Raw genomic sequence first — 20088 nt, 5'->3', positions numbered from 1 at the left:
AACCAGCTAGAACTCGCCTTTGCTGAGGTGATTAGGCTTTAACCTGCACTTTCATGCCTTGAAACTCAACAATCTGGTCAGCCAGGATTTTGCAGCGCTTACGTGTTTCTACATTCCCGTCGACTTTCACCTGTCCATCTGCGATGGCGGCTTTCGCTGAGGCACCGCTGTCGTTCCAGCCCTGTAACTTTAATAAGTCACACAGCTCAACGTGTGGGTGTTTTTCCAAATGAAAAATGTCCATTCCTGTCCTTACAATCAATTTTCGTTGATGTCGTGATATTCCTCGCAGGCTTGCAAGGTATTTTGTATCAGTGTTGCAACGGTCATCGGCCCGACGCCACCGGGAACCGGTGTAATCCAACCCGCACGCTCAACGGCGACATCAAATTCTACATCGCCGACTACTTTACCACTTTCCAGACGGTTAATGCCTACATCAATCACGATAGCACCAGGTTTAATCCATTCACCGGGAATAAAACCGGGTTTACCCACGGCAACCACCAGCAAGTCAGCATTTTCCACATGTTGGCGCAGATTTTTGGTAAAACGATGCGTGACGGTGGTAGTGCAACCTGCTAGCAGCAGTTCAAGGCTCATCGGGCGGCCTACAATATTGGATGCACCGACCACAACTGCATTGAGGCCGTATGTCGAGATATTATAACGCTCCAGCAAAGTAACGATGCCGCGTGGGGTGCAAGGGCGCAATTTCGGTGCGCGTTGACACAGGCGGCCCACGTTATACGGGTGGAAGCCATCTACGTCTTTATCTGGGTGGATACGTTCCAGCACTTTGACATTATCAATGCCTGCAGGCAGTGGCAGTTGCACCAGAATCCCATCAATTTCACCATCGTCATTCAGTGAATCAATCAATGCCAGCAACTCTGCTTCAGTGGTGGTCACTGGCAGATCATAAGAACGCGAAACAAAACCGACCTCTTCGCACGCCTTACGCTTACTGGCGACATAAATTTGTGAGGCTGGGTTGACACCAACTAATACTACAGCAAGGCCGGGAGCACGCTTACCGGCAGCCAAACGTTTCTGTACCAACGCAGCAACTTCATTTCTTACCTGCTGAGCAATCGTTTTACCATCAATAATTTTTGCTGACATCAGTGGAGGGATCCATCAATTAAAAAAAGCGGGAATGTGCCTATTTTGTCAGAAGCGGGTCGTGCTGTCAGGCATATAATAACGATTAATTAACGATTAAATAGCCAGATGATAAACCGTAAGGCGAAAACCCATTGACTCGAAAGAGACTGCCCGTATAATCCAACCCGCAACTGACTACCGGCAGTGTTCTGTGCTGCGGTAAATATCAAATGCGCCCTTAGCTCAGTTGGATAGAGCAACGGCCTTCTAAGCCGTAGGTCACAGGTTCGAATCCTGTAGGGCGTACCATTAAAATCAATGAGTTACCCTCTATTTACCCTCTATTTACCCCCTAATTATCAGCAACCTTTTTTAAAAGTGCCAGATTAGTGACATTAATCCCCATTACCTCGTCAATTTTACGCGCATGCTCAGTTAGATGGTTTGGCGACAAGTGAGCATATCGACGGACCATTTCGATGCTTTCCCATCCGCCCATTTCCTGAAGTGCTGATAGTGGTACCCCGGCTTGAACTAACCAGCTTGCCCAAGTGTGCCGCAAATCGTGGAAACGGAAATCAGTGATTCCTGAGCGCTTTAATCCAGTTCTCCATGCTGTATTATCATCAACGCGCATTTTCCTGACCTCATCGGTTTTTGTTCCATCTGCCCGGTGCCATGCCGAAGTGTGGACAAACACATATCTTGAGTGTCGGCCTATCTGTTCACGTAATACCTTGCATGACATATCGTTCAGAGCTACGCCAATTGCCTTGCCCGCTTTAGCGTTCTCTGGGTGAATCCATGCAACCTTTCTTTGCATATCGATTTGCGACCATTCCAGATCCAGAATGTTCGACCTTCGAAGTCCGGTAGCCAGAGCAAATACCACTACAGGGCGGAAGTTCTCGGGCATACAATTGATTAAGGTTACAGCCTCATCTTTTGTCAGCCAGCGTATCCGCTTACTCTGTGGTTTTCTGGTCTTGATCACTGGCGCTTTGGCTAACCACTTCCATTCGTCTGCTGCTGCCCGTAACAGGCTGCGTATAAATGAAAGATGCTGGCTTCTTGTTGCCGGTGAAACCTGTTTTTCCACATAGCCTGGTATTGGTTTTTTCTTCCTTAATGCTGCATCCCTTTTCGACTCCCAGATTTGCCTGTGCTTCCTGTTTGGCATTCTGGACACCGCTTTCATTATCTTATCTTCGGTAATGCTGGATATTGGCATCCCAGAAAAATGACCGAGGAAAAACTCAATCTTCGTTCGGTCATCATCCAGCGATCGCTTATGCTCTTTTTCTGTCAGCCAACGCAAGCATGTTTCATCAAAAGTGTGTTCAGCTATTTCACCTAGCTTATCCACCCTCCATGCATCTGCCCTTATCTGTGCCATTTCATCCGTGAATCGCGGATCAGCTATCAGTCGCATCCATGCAACTGATTCGAGTGCTGCGTAAAATCGCTCGTCCTGCGTCATGCCGCCTCCTGAAGCTCAATTGATACCGATACATCCATTTGGTAAATGCGACGCTTGGCGGCTGCGCAGGTGAGGTAATTAGCTGCTGAGCGCCTACTCCCTGCCTTGCGGCAAGACTTAGCGCAATTCAGCCAGTGGTTATGCCACCACTTGAGTTCTCTCTTGGTCATGGCTCAATCCTCCGAGTTAGGTGCTGATGTCCGCAGTCGACTGAGCGGTAAAGATCAACGGCAACTTTATAACGCAACTCAACGCATTCAGGGCCGCATGCAGAACCAGGGTATTGCAGCGGCACGTGATATGGGCGCATCAGGAATTAACACCGTCGCGGAGGCGAAGATGTATTTTCAGGGGATGCCGCAGCTTGATTATTCAAGTCCAGAGTCAGCTCAGGAATCAGTTCGTAACATTCGTGAGTATACCGACAATTACAACCAGCAATATAACGTAGATGTTGGTAAGTCGCCGAGCGGAGGACAGAAACAGACATCACAACCGGCACAGAAACAGCAAACTGGCTTCTCTTCATTATGGGGTGACTAATGGCTAAAGCATGGAAAGAAGTCATGGCGTCGCCACAGTACCAGGCGCTGCCACCTGACCAGCAGGTAGCAGCGCAGGAGCAATATTTTAATGAAGTAGTTGCTCCACAAGCAGGTGACCAGGCTGAGGCGGCAGGCATTCAACCATCGAGAACTGTTCAGGCAATTGATAACGAAGTATCAAGGCTTAACTCGCTGGGTGAAGTAAAGGATTCTGCAACCATAGATCAGCTGCAAAAGTACAAGAATGAGTTGCTTCGCGGAACACCATCAGGAGGCACAGGCTTTGAACAACTAAGGAATCTGCGAACGCAGTTTAGACAAGATGTTAAAGGTGAGCGAACTACAATGCCAACTCGCTCTGAAGCAGCAGTCAATCGTATCTACAAAGCTATGGGTGATGATATTTATGATGGGGTATCAGCATCTCTAACTCCGCGTGATGCTGCCAGATTAAAGCAAGCTGACCAAGTGTATGCAGCAGAGGCCAATACTCTGAAAAACACAAGGCTAAAAAACGTTTTGATGAAAGGTGATTTAACGCCAGAAGTGGTAAATAACATCCTTTACAGTAACAAGAAGTCAGAAATACAAACTCTATATAACTCTGTCGGCAGTACTGGCCGGGCGCAAATGAGAAACGGCATAATTGGGAAGGCAGTGGAAAAATCAGGAGGATCGCCAGATCAGTTCCTACGCCAACTTAATATGCTATCTAACCAGACGGGAATTGCATTTCGTGGAGCTGATGCCGGGTATGTTCGTGGACTAAAGAACTATCTTGAATCAACAAAACAGGCTGGAAAGGCATCAGTAGTCACCCCTACCGGTCAGCAAGTATTACCATGGGTTGTGGCTGGTGCGGCAGCATCCAACCCCGGAGCTGCTGCGGCAACGGTAAGTTATGGGTTGCTTGGTCGTATGTATGAGAGTAAGCCCATCAGGAACGCGATGCTAAAACTGGCTAACACGCCCAAAAATAGCTCCGCATTTGAAAAGCAATTAGAGGTGGTAAATCGGGCATTAACTGCAACAGCGCAAGGCGCGAAAGACTAAAAACAAATAACCTCATCACTCGACCCGCTTCGGCGGGTTTTTTATTGCCTTAAATCCAAGCCGCACAGATTAAACACTGCGGGGATTACACACGTCTGGAGTAAACCTAATGCCTGACATCATAGCTTATGTTGTCGTATCAATGCCATCACAGTTATTTACTATGCCAAGAAAATTCGGCGCAGTGTTCGGCGGTTGAATTTATATTGGTGAAATTGATACCGATCCAACTATTCCATCTAACCAAATTCAAGTATATCTGGAAAATGAAGATGGTAGTTTAGTGCCAATGGCACAGCCAATTCTTATTAATGCAGGTGGGTTCCCTGTTTATAACGGAATAATTGGCAAGTTTGTGACGGTGCAGGGCCACTCAATGGCTGTATATGATGCACTTAATGTTCAGCAATTCTATTTTCCTAATGTTCTGAAATACGACCCAGACCAATATCGACAATTACTTGAGGGGCAGATAGCAAATGGTGAATTAACGCAAAGGCTTTATTACAAATACCCTAATGTAGATAGCGTTTCTACATTTGTACAAAACAAACTAGATACAGTGGTTAGTGTTAAGGATTTTGGGGCTGTTGGTGATGGTGTGGCTAATGATACAGATGCATTTACAAAGGCATGTGTGTCAGGTCGTAGTGTTATAGTGCCTGCTGGGGATTATTTAATATCTCCATCCGTCTCTTTAGACGGTTATATTCTTCTTGATGGCAACCTAATTATAAACTCTAATTGCAGCATTGCCAGTTCCATAGCTGTTAGAGGTGGTAAAATAACCGTAAACTTAGGGTTTACAGCTACATTAACTAACGAACTTCACGCCCCACGCTGGAAAATATTTTATGGGGCTGGGGTTGTCGTCGGACTTCGTTATGTAATGCCTGAGTGGTGGGGTGCACTTGGTGACAACACATTTGACTGCTCACCTGCATTAAACGCCGCCAGCGCGTGTGTTGCTGCAAGCGCAAGTGTCAAGGGGGTAAGACCAAAAATAGAGCTTGGATCTGGTAAGTTTTTAATCTCCAGCACATGGACAATCCCTGCATCTGCAAATATCGGCATTGAGCTTGCTGGGCAGGGGATAATCTTCTCTGGAACAAGGATAGTAGCGGGAGCAACATTTACCGGGACCAGCGCGATCTCCCTGGTCGGTAGCACCGATTCCACGCAAGCAATTGTAGATATTTACTTGCATGACTTTGGACTGGAACCACAAACAAAGGGATCTGGCCCTACCTCTGGTCTAGCCATAGGCACAGCTACTGGTAAGCTAATCGGACTAAAAGAATCTGTGGTGTCCGATGTATTTATTTCAAACTTCACTCAAAGTCTGCATTTAACAAATATACGACAAATTAAATTTTCAAGGTTGGGTATTTGGAATGATGGAATGACAACGGCCAGTAACTGCATTCGAATTCAGGCTAATGGTGGATTCTGTGGCGATTTAAGTTTTGAAAACTGCCAGCTTGTAAATAATCACTTAATTACCGATTCTCATTGTATTAGCTTCTACGTTGTTGCTGCCTACAACCCAGCTACCGCCGCGAACCAGATTGCAGGGGTTAGATTTACTGAGTGCGTCATATATCCAGCATATCAACAGGTGCATGGCTATGCCCTTAATGGTGGCTGGCTACAGGACTTGTTCTTCACTAACTGCCAGTGGGATGGCGATTCTAGTACCATCATGAGCTTTACATCTGGGGGGACCGGTACATCACTGATCAGTGATATTCAGGTTGTTAATAATTACATGTATGGTGGGAACATTAGCACTTCGATGTCACAAGTAGAGTTCATTACATCTGGCACTTGCAGCATGCGAAACATTCGGGTTGATGGGAACACTTTAGGGGCGGGGTCAGGTCGAGTAATTTCGTTTTCAGGTAGTTCAATATCAGGGATTCAAATCAATAAAAATAACATATATAACTTCAATAGCGCCTCTAACCCTGCTATAGAGATTAGCAGTGGTTGTTCGAGAATGGTGATAGATGGGAATATTGCGGATAGAGATTCCGCACGACTGTTCCCTTACCTGATCCGCATAAGCGCTGGGGCTAACTACTTCGTTGTAACCAATAACCTTAGTTCAGGAATCGCCAGCACAGGTACTGTGAATGATCTAACCTCTGGCGCGAGCAAAGTTGTAGTCAATAATCTTTGATGCAAAATGGCAAGGACGCCTTTTAGTGATTTTCTTATGTGTTTACTTCTCCACGTGCCTCACAACTGGTACACTTTTGTTCTCTTAAATCAATAATTCCGGTGAAATTGGTGAGCATAAGTAATTGGATAAATAGAAATAAAGTAAATATTACAGTGGCAATGTTATTCGCGCTGTCTTTCTTTTTGTTGATAAGGAATAGTGGATTATACCCTATAGTATTTGCTGATGAGTATTCATACAGCCATGCATCAAGAAACCTTCCTTTTGGACTATCTGCATTACCTAATCATTTGTTTTTCCTTGTCTATAGCTTCACTAGTGTGTGTGGTGATGGCTTCCTAGGTTGCGCAAGAATATTAAATGTTTTGTTCTTTATTGCAGCAAGTCCATTTATTTACCTATCAGGGAAAATTTATATAGGGAAAGGATTATCATTGCTGTTTATGCTGATAGTAATGTTTGGTCAATTCAATACATATACGGCGTATTTTATGCCGGAGTCTATGTACTTTCTTGGATTCTGGTTGTCAGTGTATATTACATTATTATCGATAAATAGTTTCGACAAAAAAGGTTTGTTTATAACTGCTTTTGCATGGGGAATATTATCATTAATAAAGCCTCATGCGCTATTTGTTATACCTGCGGTTGTAGTGTGTTATTTTTTTTGCGGTAATGCTATTAAAAATTATGGGGTGATAAAAAAAGGGTTTATAATTTTATCTATCCCAGCAATAGCGCTGTTCGTTAAGTTTTTGATTGGGTATCTAATATCGGGAATCAATGGTGTATCATTATTTGGAACATTTTATTCGCCTTATGCTGATTCTGCTGTAGTAGGCGGGCTATCTCATTACATCGAAATGGCTAAATTTACCATTAACAGCCTGAAAGGTAACCTTCTTCCAATTGCTGTGCTTTACTCGATCCCTGTTTTAAATATACTTTATTTCTTAATTAACTTAGTAAGTAAAAATAAATATTACACCGAAGATAATAAAAATAAAGAGCTATATATTTTTTCTATTTTTGTCGTGTTTTCTCTTGTTGTTGTAACGGCATTGTTTACTGCATCAATATCAAAGATAGAACCGGCAAATCATTTACATGTTAGATATTATGCATTCGCACTTCCATTGCTAATGCTTATAGCATTTAAATCATCAATTAATAGTTATTCCTCTGGCTTTTCTAAGCTAAGGCTTGTATTTTCCATCTTGTTATCAATTGCAATTATTTACAGTTTAAGGAAGGGATTTAATCCTTATGAGTTTCATAACTCAACTGCACCAGAGTTATTTGGCATAGTTAACTCTGGGGTTATGTTTAAATTTATCCTATACATTCTGTTATTTAATGTATTTGTGTGGCCTTTTTCTGTAAGGAAAGCTTCAAGATTATATGCATTCTTAATACTTCCTCTTATTGCATGTGTTGTGATTTATGAAACAAATAAAGAAATAATTAGTCACGTAGAATCTGATGTGTATGACAGATCGGCTTTGTTTGTAAATTCATATCTTGATAAAAAAGAGAAAGAGGACCTATCAATAGTTGGTACTGATAGCCATATGGGCGGTCTGTATAGAACTTTGTTCCATATTGACATGCGAGCATCAGGAAATGGTATCTATGGAATTCCTGAGTCTCAGCCATTTTCAGTTAAAGATCTAACCAAAAACGAAAAATGGATTCTTCTAATTGGGGATCACAAAATGGATGGTGATGTTGTCTCATCAATCAAAGCTGACGGATATGAGTTGATACAGGTGAGGGAGTGACCTGGCGAGGGCAGGGATGCCCATTGAGGTGGGGTGACATATTAGTGACGCATCTATAGTGCCGAAGAAGTGTCACTGGTATGTCACTGTTAGCCATAATGACGCTTGTGAATGCAGATTAGGCCAGTATTTACAATGAGTTATATATACTACGACGTTCTTCTAAGCCGTAGGTCACAGGTTCGAATCCTGTAGGGCGTACCATCTATACTTCTTCTGCCGTCTATCTAAGCCTACTAATCCCTTATAGCATCTCTGGAACTTCCTCGTATCCCTACGCTTATCCGCATCGACTGAATTTTATAGATAGTTGGGGGTATAAATAGGGGGAAGCCGAGGTTCAATGGGATGAGATACCCCCACATGAAATGGCTCTGTCGCATTAAGGCGTTGTTAGGTAGCATGCTGTTTTTTGTGATGTTACCTGCCCATGTCTCTGACCCGAAACGCCTTTTGTTGCCTGCATTATCCCGTCGATATTATTGCTCAGTGTGTCCGCTGGTATCTGGCTTATTCACAGAGTTTACGCAACCTGGAAGAGATGATGGCAGAGCGTGGTATTGTCGTTGACCATTCCACGCTGCATCGTTGGGTGCCGCTGTTAGATAAGGTTTTTCGCCGACACAAACGCACAGTAGGTCGGCGGTGGCGAATGGATGAAACTTACATCAAAATCAAAGGCCTGTGGCGATATCTGTACCGCTTGGTCGATACTGTAGGTCAAACCATCGACCTTTTGCTGGCCGCTAAACGGGACTCTGCGGTTGCATTGCGCTTCTTTCGCAAAGCTATTCGTCAAGGGTTTGAATAGCCATGTGTATAATCATAATTTATATACAACTCCTCCTTTATAATAATATAAAGAGGCGTATGTCACTCCACAGTGAACATACGCCATTTCTATATAATGGTTACTTATATTACTAACGATCATTTACAGTAAAAATTTAATTTCATCACCCAGAATATCACTGATATCTTCATGCATTTTTGTCGTTGTATGCATGTTATCCCAGAAGATAAATGCTCCATTACTATTTTTACATTCCTCTTTAGGTGATGCACCTGCAATATAATCAAGACTGGAATCTCTCAGATTCAGACAAGTATCTTTAGCGTTTACATAATTAAAGCTTGCGGGATTTTTGATTATTTTATCAAAAGCTGCATTTAAATCTGGCATAATCCATTTGACATCAGGATAGGTTAATTTTAAAGAATTAATTAACGAGCTTAGTTTCGTATTAAACTCAATGGATTTGTTTTTTAACTTATCTCTGTCGGACTGACTCCAGTTCTTAACCGCAGGGATAGTTGAGAAATCAGGGAGAGTAAATATCGCAACCTGCTTAGCTCCCAGACTTTTCAATCGAACTAAAGAGGTTTTATAGTTATTAACAATATCATCAGGTGATTTGTTTCCCGTGATAAAATCATTGCCGCCAAACATAGCAAGAAAAAGAGTTTGACCAATATCATATCCATTAGATTTTTTCATATAAGACTCAAATGAGTCTAATTGCTGACTAAACCCTGAGAATATCAGATTACTGCCACTCTCTGCATTGCCCGTTGCCCATGTGTAGCCAGGCACCTTGATATGCTTTTTACTCAGGTATTCATGCCAAACAAGTCCGTTTGAAAAATGCCCTAAAAACCATGTATTACTATTTGGCACTGTTCCATAAGAACCGTTATAAACATTAATCGTATCAGATAAACTATCACCGAAAACAACCATTCTATCCAGTTTCGCTTTGCCAACTTCTACTAAGGGAATATTACTTCCTTCATTCCAGAATGAGTAATAATAGGATAGAGTGTAATCAGATGCGTAAGGTATTAAGTCACTATAGTTAATGTCTTTTTTATTTAGTGTATTAATGCAAACATTTTTTATTTCTTGGTGGCTAGATTTTGTATAAAACATATTAGCTAGAATGGCGTTAGAATACCAATGACCATTAACTGTAGCATAATTGTTGGCTGCGTTACCCGCCCGTCCCCATTCCCAAGATGAAGTTGCATCAAAATTTTTATCTTTATTTTTCCTATAGACACACTTTATATAGGTGTAGGTTTCACTATTCTTCGCAGTATGTTGCATACTCCTTTCAGGTGGAATACTTGTTTCTGAAATTGAACTCGTTTCTTTCACTGCATAAGCTGAAATGCAAAAAATATATAAAAATAAAGCCAGAGGTATTTTATTCATTTTTACTTTCCTTTTGTAATTAACTTAAGATAAAGCTGCAAAAATGCAGCTTTATATAGATTAAATTATTTATTTCACTGTTTTTGGTGATAAGAAACACAAATATTTGCAGCTTGACCGGATAGTTCACTTCGATCGCTGGCAATAAAAATACCAGAAATATATTTCCCCTCGAGCGCAAACTTTCTGTAGTTTGTTGAATAGCGCTGACCAACAGTTAAGATACGTCCGTCGCTTAGGGTAAATTTGGCTTCGTCAATAGCACCATTACCCCAGGTTTCTATTGTCTCAATGACACCCCCATTGAGGTCAATTGAACTAGATTCGCCGGTAACAGTTCCTTGTTGATACTTATTACCATTTTCAAAGGTCACTTCTAATCCACCTACCCGTAAAGCGCCTCCGATACGTTGAATAAAACCTTTAACTGACTTGATTTGGTTTATACGGCCATTTATTAATTTTGGCTTAAATGGCTCCGGCATATTAATTTCGTCTTTTAATGCAAGAATTCGTGCCTGACTGGTTGGCCAGCCAAAGAAGGTTGAATAACTCAGTGTTTTTAAATACAGTCCCTTCGTATTGCTTCCATTTTTCTGGATATTTTGAATGATCTCGGTGTACTCCAAGCCATGCACCCGACAGTAGCCATGTACATACATAACATTGTTAGCCACAGTATTAGGCGCAGAGTCGTTGTATTGGATCTCTAATTCTGTATCGTAAATCCCTTGGATATAGCCTTCGACATGTTTAACCAATAGATCAATATTTCGTTGAAGTTGCCCAACTTCATTACTGTTCAGTCCAATATCGTCTTTACGCTCAATGCCCATAGTCCAGTACATTATTTGCATTAACGCGGTTGCTGAATACATCGGCAAAATATGATAGTTAGTTTTGTGATCAAAAGTAGTAAACTTGCGTTGTACACTGTCCAAATGTACCGATACGCTCATAAATAGACTTTTGGCTTCAGGTGTACCAGGATGATCCTGCAAAGCTGCAACTACGGAGGCAATCTTCCCCTTAAGTTCGGCAATATCACCCAATAGAATACCTTTAATAGCCTTAAGTACATTCTCTTCAATAAGTTGTTGTACCCGACCCAAAATTTCCTGCCAGATATCCCTCTCTTGGTCTTTCCAAAAGAAATCAATAATAGAGGATAAGTAATCACCGACATAAGGAATGAATGATATCCCTTTAAGCACTGCTTGCTTAAGAATTGCTGAGGAGTCCCAGTCAAATTCAAAGGCTGAAGTAGCATATACATTGTAAGGAACAAGTGCCGCTGTATTGCTATATTCTGTAATGTTATTCATTTAATATACCTATAGTTAAAGTTTAAAATAAAAAATCATGTCGCACTTTTTAAGACATTACTTTATTAAAGACAATTAATGGCCTCACTTCTGCATAAGCAGAAGTCAAAATTTAATAGTAAATGTTTGGCCTTAACTATTGCGAAGGTGAGACCAGTTAATGTTTTATTTTCCTTTTTATAAAAATAAATTACCTTATATTAAGGCGGTGTTTATTTTTCCTCAGCGGTGACATATGCCTTACGGTTTGTATTGTTAATTAGAACAACCTTACTGTAATATAATGAATTAGATGGTGAAACTAATAACTTAGAATCACCGACATTTACGTCAATAGAGGTATACAAGAACCATTGACTCGTAAAGCTGTGCGACCAATAATATTGAGCTGTAATTATATTTGCAGCACCATCATTAGTGATCATTACATTTCGACGACTTTCAGGAATAATCGGTGTGCTGCGATAAAGGACCTCGGTACTTGAGTTAGGAGCAACCTCAGTTGGCACCCTAGCTCTGGCTTGTGCTGCGGTCAAAGTTAAATTCTCGGTATCAGCCTCAGTTAAGTTTTTAACGTCTACTTCATTTGTATCGGTATTGATAGTGATAGTTACCTTGTTCATATTTTACATCCTCTTTTTATGCCAACCATAGTGTTGGTGCCAGAAGAATACTCAACATGTCACTCATTAAAAAATCAATATTAGGTTAAAAGTAATGTTATTAGTATTTATATGTTTTTATTTTAATTATTTATTATGTATTTTACCTTACTGCTATATTACTTTGACTTATAGATTCGGCATAATGCGGTAATTTAATTTTTATTACAATTAGTCGCAAGTTAACCAGTTACTGACAATGTAGATTTGATTAGTTGATAGAACACCTTGCTATAATTCAATGTGTTTTTTTACTCTGATTGGCACAGATAAAACCCCCATAAATAACCAATGGGATTCAACTCTGAGATTATATTACTGGATTTTTTCTGAAAGAATGCAATGAGAAATATAATGTTGATTGAAAATTGGAACATTGTTGGCTCATGATTATTACGGCCACAACTCTAGCAAGAGTTCATTTTTCATTACCATAATACATATGAATCTCGCCATCATAGAGGGGCAAGATATGACTCTTGACTTTTCGTAGGGGACTTTAGGTGTTTCATGTCAGAAAAAATTAGCTCTGCGGTAGTGGCTTTATCCAGATTACACTTTTCCAACGCTAGATATAGACGGGAAAAATAATCTGGATAATTGCCCCAGCGCTCAACATCGAATGGTGGTGCGTCGCTTCTTTCAAAAATAGAGCGAGGAATAAGCTCGAAAGGATAGCTATTTTGGTTCGATAAGTTCGCGCTGTAATCGAATAACATCAACTGGGACAGGCTGATTAGCTAAAGAGTTTTTCGCCAAAGCGGTACGAGTCTTTTGACGGAATAAATCATTTTTTGTCTCCAATTCAGTTTGATTTTGAGCTTGTCTAGTTATGACAAAAGCTAAATTTTCAGCCTGACTTTTTAGTTGTAAAAGCCGGTTATTTAATAAGCCATTTTGCATTTTAAATTGTTTATTATCTTGCTGAATTTGGTTATAAGCTCGTTGCTGATAGCGTATCCATAATACACAAACAAGTAGTATGGCTAGAAATAGTCCGATACTATACATTTTTGAAATAGGTAATATCATGGGTAGCTCTTTCGTGAGAGTTCAAAATGTGGGCCATCCTTTAACGTCTTCCAATCGCCCCCCCATACTATGAGAATATTTAATTTTTCTGCGGAAATTTTCATTGCGTTTGCAACTACTTTAAATGCACTCCAGTTATCCCATGGAATAGATTGATTTATCCATGGGGCAAGATCTACAGCATGTCCAGTTAAATGACGACTATTTAACGTTTGGCTTTTACCGGTTAGTACCATTTGGCGTTGACGTGAAATATCACGGACGCCTTCAATGACACAAAAATCTATATCTGCAATCTCAAGTGCCAAATACACAATGTTAATAAGATGGGGATGAACGCCCCGTAAATTACTCTTACTGATGTGGCTAAGAATAAAGTTACTCATTTTACCTCCCTGAAGGATTGAAGAAACGACGCCATATATAGCTCAGAGCTGTGCTGCCCATTGCACCAAACAATCCAGAAAATATGAATGTCATGTAATAGCTAGCACCGCTTTCAAAGCTCAATAATCCACCTAATAAACCGGTGAAACTCGATATTATTACTTGGCTAATTACAGCCATCCAACTCCATTTGCAGCGGGTTCCTTGTTTATCTATTAGATATCTCACCACCCCTCCCCAGGCAGATAAGACACCGATGATTACCCACGTAATAACTTGTGTTTCTGCTGGGGGCTTTAGTGACATGATGTATCTCCATTTATTAGCCATATTCAATGGCTGATTTCGAATGTCTGCTCATTATATTTCACCATAAAAATTAGTATAAATAATTATCTTAACCTGTAACTGGAGTAGTTGATTTTACTTCAGCACATGGTCCAAATAATAGTCAGACTCATGTCTATATATAAAAATATATTTTAGCTTTATTCTTGGTCCATAGCGAATGGATGAATATACTTCTTTTATCATAGTCGATTTATGTTAATTTTTCGTACTTGTTGGATTTCAAATAATATCTTGCAGTCTCTATACTATCCAAGTCATTTGCAATTATTTATGTTTATCCTATTTGTTACTTGTGATCATCTTTAATTATAATTTAGCTGTCGTTATTGTCAGTGTCTTAAGATTGCTTACCGGCTAACTAACCAAGATTAAATGGCGTCGTTTTTGTTAACATTCAGTAGAGATTTGAGCAATAAGCAGAGAATTCCATTATTTGTTGTGATAATGGTTATCGTATCTCGATGAACTTTACAATGTCCACCACTATTCATAGAAATAGATATCTGGATAGCATCCCCTATGGCGGATAATTTACTTCTTAGCCGATAGGCTAACTGTGAGACATTGCCTTTAACTATAGTATTCTCTCTTCCGCTCCAGACATGAGTTATAATTTCATCTATAGGTATCTTATTGTTTTTTCTCTTACTTATTAGTAATTCTAGCATTAAAAATTCCTTTTCTGTTAACATAATTTTCTTATTGTTATAATGCAATGATTTTTGTGCCCCATCGATAAACAAGATTTTCATTATCATTCTCCATATGAGTGAATTATCTATTAACTAAAGATGATAATTCATGGAGTGATTAATTAACATGCTAAATTATATTTGAATTTTATTTTTTGAACAAAGTAACAGAACATGTGATTGGTAATTCTTTCTATTTTTTTGTTATTGTAATCTTGGATGTTATATTTTTAATTTTTCGAGTTTGGATTGCATCATTAACGTGATTTTTCTGTCGCGATGATACTCCTTATCAGGTAAGAAATGCCGTTGATTTTAATTGGAATTATCTCACTAAAAATATTACTACCCTGATTATTCATACGAAATATGTAAATCCCCCATTCGTTTAGCTCTGGTTTAAGTTTGCCGTGAAAATTAAACTACTCCATATTTGTAGGTTTGTTGCATTAACAGAGCGAGGTCGGCAAAATAGCACTGCCTATTTTTCAGGCCGCCAACAGATAAAATTGTTCTGCCGGTGACAATTGGTCATCAGTAGGATGATGAAGTTGTCCTTTGCGGATTATCTGTAACAGCTCAATACCAGCGGATACACTGAGCAATAATATCGACGGGATAATGCAGGCGATAGAAGGCGTCTCGGATCAGAGACATGGGCTGGTAACATCACAAAAAAACAGCATGTTACCTAACAACGTCTTAATGCGACAGAGCCTGCTATATCCCATTCGCTCTCATCGGGCTAAATTTGTACTAAATTGATTGGGACTTTGATAGATAAAGTCTGTGATGAAGATAAGTACTCACTATTTACTGACTTACCACTATTAATGCAACACAGTCGTATAACCATCAATTCGTATTTATTTGAATAATTAATAAAAGCATCTATTTTTATTAAAACAATTCAACTTTATATGAATTATAATCCTTTGTTTTAATTCAATATTAAAAATTAAATTTGAATAAATAAAAATAAACTCGATCTCCCTTGCATTTTATATTTACCAGCTATAATTAATTTTGCATGACTACTTAGCGAATTATTCATCATGCATGTTCATTTGTTGGTTAATTCTTCTGAAATATTACGAAGGTGGATGCCCGTGTTTTTAATTTAATATTAAATTAATTTATCGGCTGTGTTCCGTTCAATGATGATTAAGTCCAATTACGTGGAAATTTATCTATGAAAGCAAGTAGTAATAAAGTTGTCGATCAGCTTGATGCCGCGATATCACGGAGTGGTTATAATGCAGTAAGCGAGTTTTTTCAGTATCATGCGCGTGGTGAAGACTTAGTGATTAACGGTAAGCCTTCTTACTCCAATGAAGATGCTGGATTACAAATTACTCGCACTGATCAAACGTGGAATGGTAAATATATTTTTGATCAGCCGGTAAAGCTGACTTATTCATTTTTAGATAGTGTTACTCGAATTCCGGGGGGCGATAAGGGTTTTGTTAAATTTAACCCCGCACAAATTGCCACTGCTAAATTATCATTACAGTCATGGTCAGATGCTGCCAATATTACATTCACAGAAATCACTCCCAACCAAAAAGCTAATGTTACATTTGGCAATTTTACACTTTCTCACGACGGGTCACTGGCTGATTCACAGGCCTATGCACTTTTGCCCGGCAGTGGAAGTTCATCTGGTTCTACCTGGTACAATTATAACGTCGATAATATACGCCACCCGGATACCATGGAATATGGACGGCAAACACTAACCCATGAAATAGGACATGCTCTAGGCCTTAGCCATCCCGGTAATTATAATGCAGGGGAGGGAACACCGACTTATAAAGATGTGACTTATGCGGAAGATACCCGTCAGTTCAGTATTATGAGTTATTGGAACGAAAAAAACACCGGAGGCGATAACAAAGGGCATTATGCTGCTGCACCGATGTTGGATGATATTGCGGCTATTCAGCATTTATACGGAGCGAATATGACGACCCGCACCGGTGATACCATATACGGTTTTCATTCCAATACCAATCGTGATTATTACACTGCAGCGGACAGCAGTAAGGCATTAATTTTTTCGGTCTGGGATGCCGATGGTAACGATACCTTTGATTTTTCCGGTTATAGCAATGATCAACGTATTAACTTGCATGAGAAATCCTTCACTGATGTCGGTGGTCTGAAAGGCAACGTTTCCATTGCGGCCGGTGTGACTATCGAAAATGCGATTGGTGGCTCAGGTAACGATATCATCGTGGGTAACGACGCTCGTAATACCTTAATGGGAGGTGATGGTAATGATATCTTGTTCGGCGATGGCGGTGCTGATGTGTTGTGGGGAGGGACAGGTAAAGATATTTTTGTATTTGGCAAAGTTAGTGACTCCACCCCACAAGCTGCTGATTGGATAATGGATTTTGAACGTGGCATTGACAAGATTGATCTTTCAGCTTTCAATTTTGCCAACAATGGCGGCTTCCATTTTGTTAATAGTTTCAGCGGTAAAGCAGGCGAAGCTATGCTGACTTATGATGCTGGAAGCAATGTTAGTGAGCTAGCATTAAATAATGTGACAGGCGACCATTTATTCTCCGATTTTTTAGTGAAAATAATTGGGCAGCCAGCACAAGAAACAGATTTTATTGTTTGATAACCTATATTTATGAAACAAAAATAACGTCTAATGAATTTTATTAGACGTTATTAGTAAGTTAAACCAAGAATGATGAGGTTATATAGTGATATCGTCTGTGCTTTATGCAAGTAATTAGATATTTTGGTTTTGTTGATTTTAATTGCCATTCCTTGATTTTAATAATTCAAAGCATATAATTAGAATGCATCGTGATGATTTGATAATTATTTTTTACCTATTAATTAGTCGGCAAATTATATTATGTCATAGTATAGCTTTATGTGATGCCACTACAAAGGATATGACATGGATTCACTTTCTTACATGGGAAAATATTTATCCATTAATTAATGTGGGCTGTCGACGTGGTGGTAAATTTAATTAATTACAAGGAACTTGACGTTGAAATCAATCAATAAAATAGCTAATGATCAGATCGATAACACTATTAACCAAAGTGGCTATAGTGCTGTTATTGATTTATTTCGTGACTCAGTTCGAGGTGATGGTTTTACTACGTCAAGTGGAAAGGTTAGTTTTGATTTAGGTAAGTCGGCTCTGCAGTTAAACCGTAGCGAACTAAATTGGAATGGAAAAACGACCTTAGGGCACGATGTTGATCTAACTTATTCATTCCTCGATTTGCAGTCTCAAAAATCGGATGATGTTCACGGGTTTATTAAATTCAATCCTGAGCAAGTGGCACAAACTAAATTTTCACTGCAATCCTGGTCTGATGTCGCTAATATCCACTTCACCGAGGTGGGGCCAACCGAAAAAGCCAATATTACATTGGGCAACTATTCATTAACGGCTGATGGGCAGTTGGCGGGAGGGCAGGCATATACCAGTTCCAGTTACACTTCTGGTCCTAACGAAAGAATTGCTGATACCAGCACTTGGTATAATTACAATATGGATAATATCCGAGAGCCAGAGAAAATGGAGTATGGTCGCTTGACTCTGGCGCACGAATTGGGACATGCACTTGGTCTGAGTCACCCTGCGAATTATAACGCCGGACAGGGTAATACTTTTGCCAAGGATGCGGTTTATGGTGAAGATACTCGTCAGTTCAGTATCATGAGTTATTGGGATGCTTGGCAATCCGGGGCTGACCATCAGGGGCACTACGCGTCAACGCCACTGGTAGATGATATTTTTGCAATTCAGCGTCTTTACGGTGCGAATATGGATACCCGCACGGAAGATAATATCTATGGTTTCAACTCCAACACTCAGCGCGACTCTTTTACCCTGACAGATAGCAGTGATCAGAAAGTATTCTCTGTTTGGGATGCGGGCGGCATTGATACCTTTGATTTCTCAGGCTATAGCGTTGATCAACGTATCAATCTGGAAGAAGCTGCTTTTTCTGATGTCGGGGGATTAAAAGCTAACGTTTCAATCGCCGCCAACGTGACGATTGAGAATGCCATTGGTGGTTCTGGTAATGATGTTCTGGTGGGTAATGGAGCAGATAACGAACTACGTGGTGGCGCAGGTAATGATGTTCTGTTCGGCGGCGGCGGCGCAGATAAACTTTGGGGGGGCAGCGGTAGCGATATTTTCGTTTTCGGCCGGACCACGGATTCTTCACCAAGTGCGCCAGACTGGATCATGGATTTTGAGGGCGGTATAGATAAAATCGATTTATCCGTTTTTAATACTGGCAGCGGTGGTATTCACTTTGTCGATCATTTTAGCGGTTCTGCCAGTGAAGCATTATTAACTTATGATCCGCAGACTAATATCAGCGATTTGGCATTAAATGTTGATGGCGGGCAATTATTACCTGATTTTCTTGTGAAAATTGTGGGGCAGCCAACTCAGGCAACTGATTTTATTGTTTGATGTGATTGCTATCCAACGTCTGGTTGATTTAATCAGACGTTTTTATCACGTATTACAGAAGTAGTAATTAAAAAACTCTCAACCGTGTTAGAGATGAAAATAGCATATAAATCAAGAATAATGAGTTTTATAGTTGCATGTAGAGTGGGTTAATTATTGCTGAATGCCTCTTTATATTATGAATTATGGAACAGTCTGATCTAAAGATAGCGTTTATCTTATAGGGCTGTGCTGATAAGAGTAAACCAGCGTCCGGGTGATAAGCCGAGCACTGTTTATAATGGAGTATTTATGGTGAAGAGGTCATTACGTCAACCTTATCGGTCACTGTTTAGTGCCATATTGGCGATATCAACTTTAATGAGTTCAGGAGCGATGATGGCGAGCAGTCTGGTGCTACCGAATGCCAGTGATTTAAGTGGTCAATGGCAATTACAGTTAAATAGCTCTGTTGTGAAATTCTGCGGCATTGAGCTGAAATCCACGGCAATTAAACCCAACTTGACCTGGCATGCCAGCGGAGAATCCTCCTGCCTTAAACAGTTACTGGGTAGTGCTCCGCAGGGCTGGCGTCCAACGCCGGACGGCATCACTTTAACTGATGGGACTGGTAATGCATTGGCATTTTTTGAACGAGCACAAGAAGGTTATGAAATGACTTTGCCGGATAATACCGGAGTGGTCACATTGCGCCGTATACCGAATTAACACCAATCTACTTCATCTAATGACTTTATTTTTTTCCTTGAGAGGTAAAGCCATAAACATAATATTTCGCTTGTCAGAAAACCATTAAAGGAAA

General features: G+C 40.2%; 14 protein-coding genes, 1 tRNA gene and 6 pseudogenes. 9 read left to right on the top strand and 12 right to left on the bottom strand.

Translation table 11 applies throughout. From position 1 onward, the window contains the following. Nucleotides 1-31 precede the first annotated feature (31 nt). Together ybcJ and folD are read right to left on the bottom strand one after the other, a co-directional pair. Nucleotides 32-244, bottom strand: coding sequence for a ribosome-associated protein YbcJ (gene ybcJ / locus V1953_RS15600; RefSeq protein WP_004390634.1), 213 nt, complete (start codon nucleotides 242-244; stop codon nucleotides 32-34). A 14-nt stretch (nucleotides 245-258) separates the two neighbouring features. Beyond that, the gene (gene folD / locus V1953_RS15595; protein WP_083159903.1) at nucleotides 259-1125 is read right to left on the bottom strand and encodes a bifunctional methylenetetrahydrofolate dehydrogenase/methenyltetrahydrofolate cyclohydrolase FolD; all 867 of its coding nucleotides are present in this window, start codon (nucleotides 1123-1125) and stop codon (nucleotides 259-261) included. Between the two features lie 214 nt (nucleotides 1126-1339). On the opposite strand from folD, the gene V1953_RS15590 reads away from it, so the two are divergent. Then, a tRNA-Arg gene (locus tag V1953_RS15590) sits at nucleotides 1340-1416 on the top strand. 43 nt (nucleotides 1417-1459) lie between these two features. Here the strand turns inward: V1953_RS15590 and V1953_RS15585 are convergent. Beyond that, nucleotides 1460-2497, bottom strand: a pseudogene (locus tag V1953_RS15585) (tyrosine-type recombinase/integrase); the annotation flags it as partial. A gap of 276 nt (nucleotides 2498-2773) precedes the next feature. Here V1953_RS15585 and V1953_RS15580 point away from each other — a divergent pair. From V1953_RS15580 to V1953_RS15560, 5 genes and pseudogenes are all read left to right on the top strand, one after another. After that, a pseudogene (locus V1953_RS15580) lies at nucleotides 2774-3130 on the top strand (DNA transfer protein); the annotation flags it as partial. Continuing rightward, nucleotides 3130-4185, top strand: a complete 1056-nt coding sequence (locus V1953_RS15575) for a DNA transfer domain protein (protein WP_442851106.1) — start codon at nucleotides 3130-3132, stop codon at nucleotides 4183-4185. The pseudogene V1953_RS15580 and the gene V1953_RS15575, both read left to right, overlap by 1 nt. Before the next feature lie 109 nt (nucleotides 4186-4294). Then, nucleotides 4295-6367, top strand: a pseudogene (locus V1953_RS15570) (phage tailspike protein). A 110-nt stretch (nucleotides 6368-6477) separates the two neighbouring features. Beyond that, a complete protein-coding gene (locus V1953_RS15565) occupies nucleotides 6478-8151 on the top strand; it encodes an ArnT family glycosyltransferase (protein ID WP_442851105.1) in 1674 nt (557 codons plus the stop codon). A 430-nt stretch (nucleotides 8152-8581) separates the two neighbouring features. Next, nucleotides 8582-8947, top strand: a pseudogene (locus V1953_RS15560) (IS6 family transposase); the annotation flags it as partial. A gap of 138 nt (nucleotides 8948-9085) precedes the next feature. On the opposite strand, the gene V1953_RS15555 reads toward V1953_RS15560, so the two are convergent. From V1953_RS15555 to V1953_RS15515, 9 genes and pseudogenes are all read right to left on the bottom strand, one after another. Next, nucleotides 9086-10366 carry an SGNH/GDSL hydrolase family protein gene (locus tag V1953_RS15555; protein ID WP_442851104.1) on the bottom strand — a complete coding sequence of 427 codons (1281 nt, stop codon included), beginning with the start codon at nucleotides 10364-10366 and terminating at the stop codon, nucleotides 9086-9088. Between the two features lie 74 nt (nucleotides 10367-10440). Beyond that, the gene (locus tag V1953_RS15550) at nucleotides 10441-11691 is read right to left on the bottom strand and encodes an insecticidal delta-endotoxin Cry8Ea1 family protein (RefSeq protein ID WP_442821148.1); all 1251 of its coding nucleotides are present in this window, start codon (nucleotides 11689-11691) and stop codon (nucleotides 10441-10443) included. Between the two features lie 212 nt (nucleotides 11692-11903). Continuing rightward, nucleotides 11904-12314, bottom strand: a complete 411-nt coding sequence (locus tag V1953_RS15545; RefSeq protein WP_372568819.1) for a hypothetical protein — start codon at nucleotides 12312-12314, stop codon at nucleotides 11904-11906. A 717-nt stretch (nucleotides 12315-13031) separates the two neighbouring features. Then, nucleotides 13032-13385, bottom strand: a complete 354-nt coding sequence (locus tag V1953_RS15540; RefSeq protein ID WP_083159811.1) for a DUF2570 domain-containing protein — start codon at nucleotides 13383-13385, stop codon at nucleotides 13032-13034. Continuing rightward, complete coding sequence (locus V1953_RS15535) at nucleotides 13382-13771, bottom strand: M15 family metallopeptidase (RefSeq protein WP_083159808.1); 390 nt, start codon at nucleotides 13769-13771, stop codon at nucleotides 13382-13384. The genes V1953_RS15540 and V1953_RS15535 overlap by 4 nt, the downstream gene beginning before the upstream one ends. 1 nt (nucleotide 13772) lies before the next feature. Next, nucleotides 13773-14078, bottom strand: a complete 306-nt coding sequence (locus V1953_RS15530) for a phage holin family protein (protein ID WP_083159806.1) — start codon at nucleotides 14076-14078, stop codon at nucleotides 13773-13775. A gap of 413 nt (nucleotides 14079-14491) precedes the next feature. Next, nucleotides 14492-14875 carry a winged helix-turn-helix domain-containing protein gene (locus V1953_RS15525; RefSeq protein ID WP_193784707.1) on the bottom strand — a complete coding sequence of 128 codons (384 nt, stop codon included), beginning with the start codon at nucleotides 14873-14875 and terminating at the stop codon, nucleotides 14492-14494. Nucleotides 14876-15303: 428 nt separating this feature from the next. Then, a pseudogene (locus V1953_RS15520) lies at nucleotides 15304-15405 on the bottom strand (IS6 family transposase); the annotation flags it as partial. Continuing rightward, nucleotides 15398-15472, bottom strand: a pseudogene (locus tag V1953_RS15515) (IS6 family transposase); the annotation flags it as partial. The pseudogenes V1953_RS15515 and V1953_RS15520, both read right to left, overlap by 8 nt. 535 nt (nucleotides 15473-16007) lie before the next feature. On the opposite strand from V1953_RS15515, the gene V1953_RS15510 reads away from it, so the two are divergent. The 3 genes from V1953_RS15510 (at nucleotide 16008) to V1953_RS15500 (ending at nucleotide 19994) form a co-directional block, all read left to right on the top strand. Beyond that, nucleotides 16008-17447: a serralysin family metalloprotease gene (locus tag V1953_RS15510; RefSeq protein WP_372568821.1), complete on the top strand. Its 1440-nt coding sequence runs from the start codon at nucleotides 16008-16010 to the stop codon at nucleotides 17445-17447. 387 nt (nucleotides 17448-17834) lie between these two features. Further along, nucleotides 17835-19286 (top strand): serralysin family metalloprotease, encoded by a 1452-nt coding sequence (locus V1953_RS15505; RefSeq protein ID WP_420073700.1) that lies wholly within the window; start codon nucleotides 17835-17837, stop codon nucleotides 19284-19286. A gap of 291 nt (nucleotides 19287-19577) precedes the next feature. Continuing rightward, nucleotides 19578-19994 (top strand): protease inhibitor Inh/omp19 family protein, encoded by a 417-nt coding sequence (locus tag V1953_RS15500; RefSeq protein ID WP_420073701.1) that lies wholly within the window; start codon nucleotides 19578-19580, stop codon nucleotides 19992-19994. The last annotated feature ends 94 nt before the right edge of the window (nucleotides 19995-20088 follow it).

It is taken from the genome of Yersinia sp. 2541 StPb PI, assembly GCF_052217145.1.
GTDB lineage: Bacteria > Pseudomonadota > Gammaproteobacteria > Enterobacterales > Enterobacteriaceae > Yersinia > Yersinia enterocolitica_E.
The sequence above is the reverse complement of the archived record's forward strand: the minus strand, read 5'-3'. Positions and strand labels throughout refer to the sequence as shown.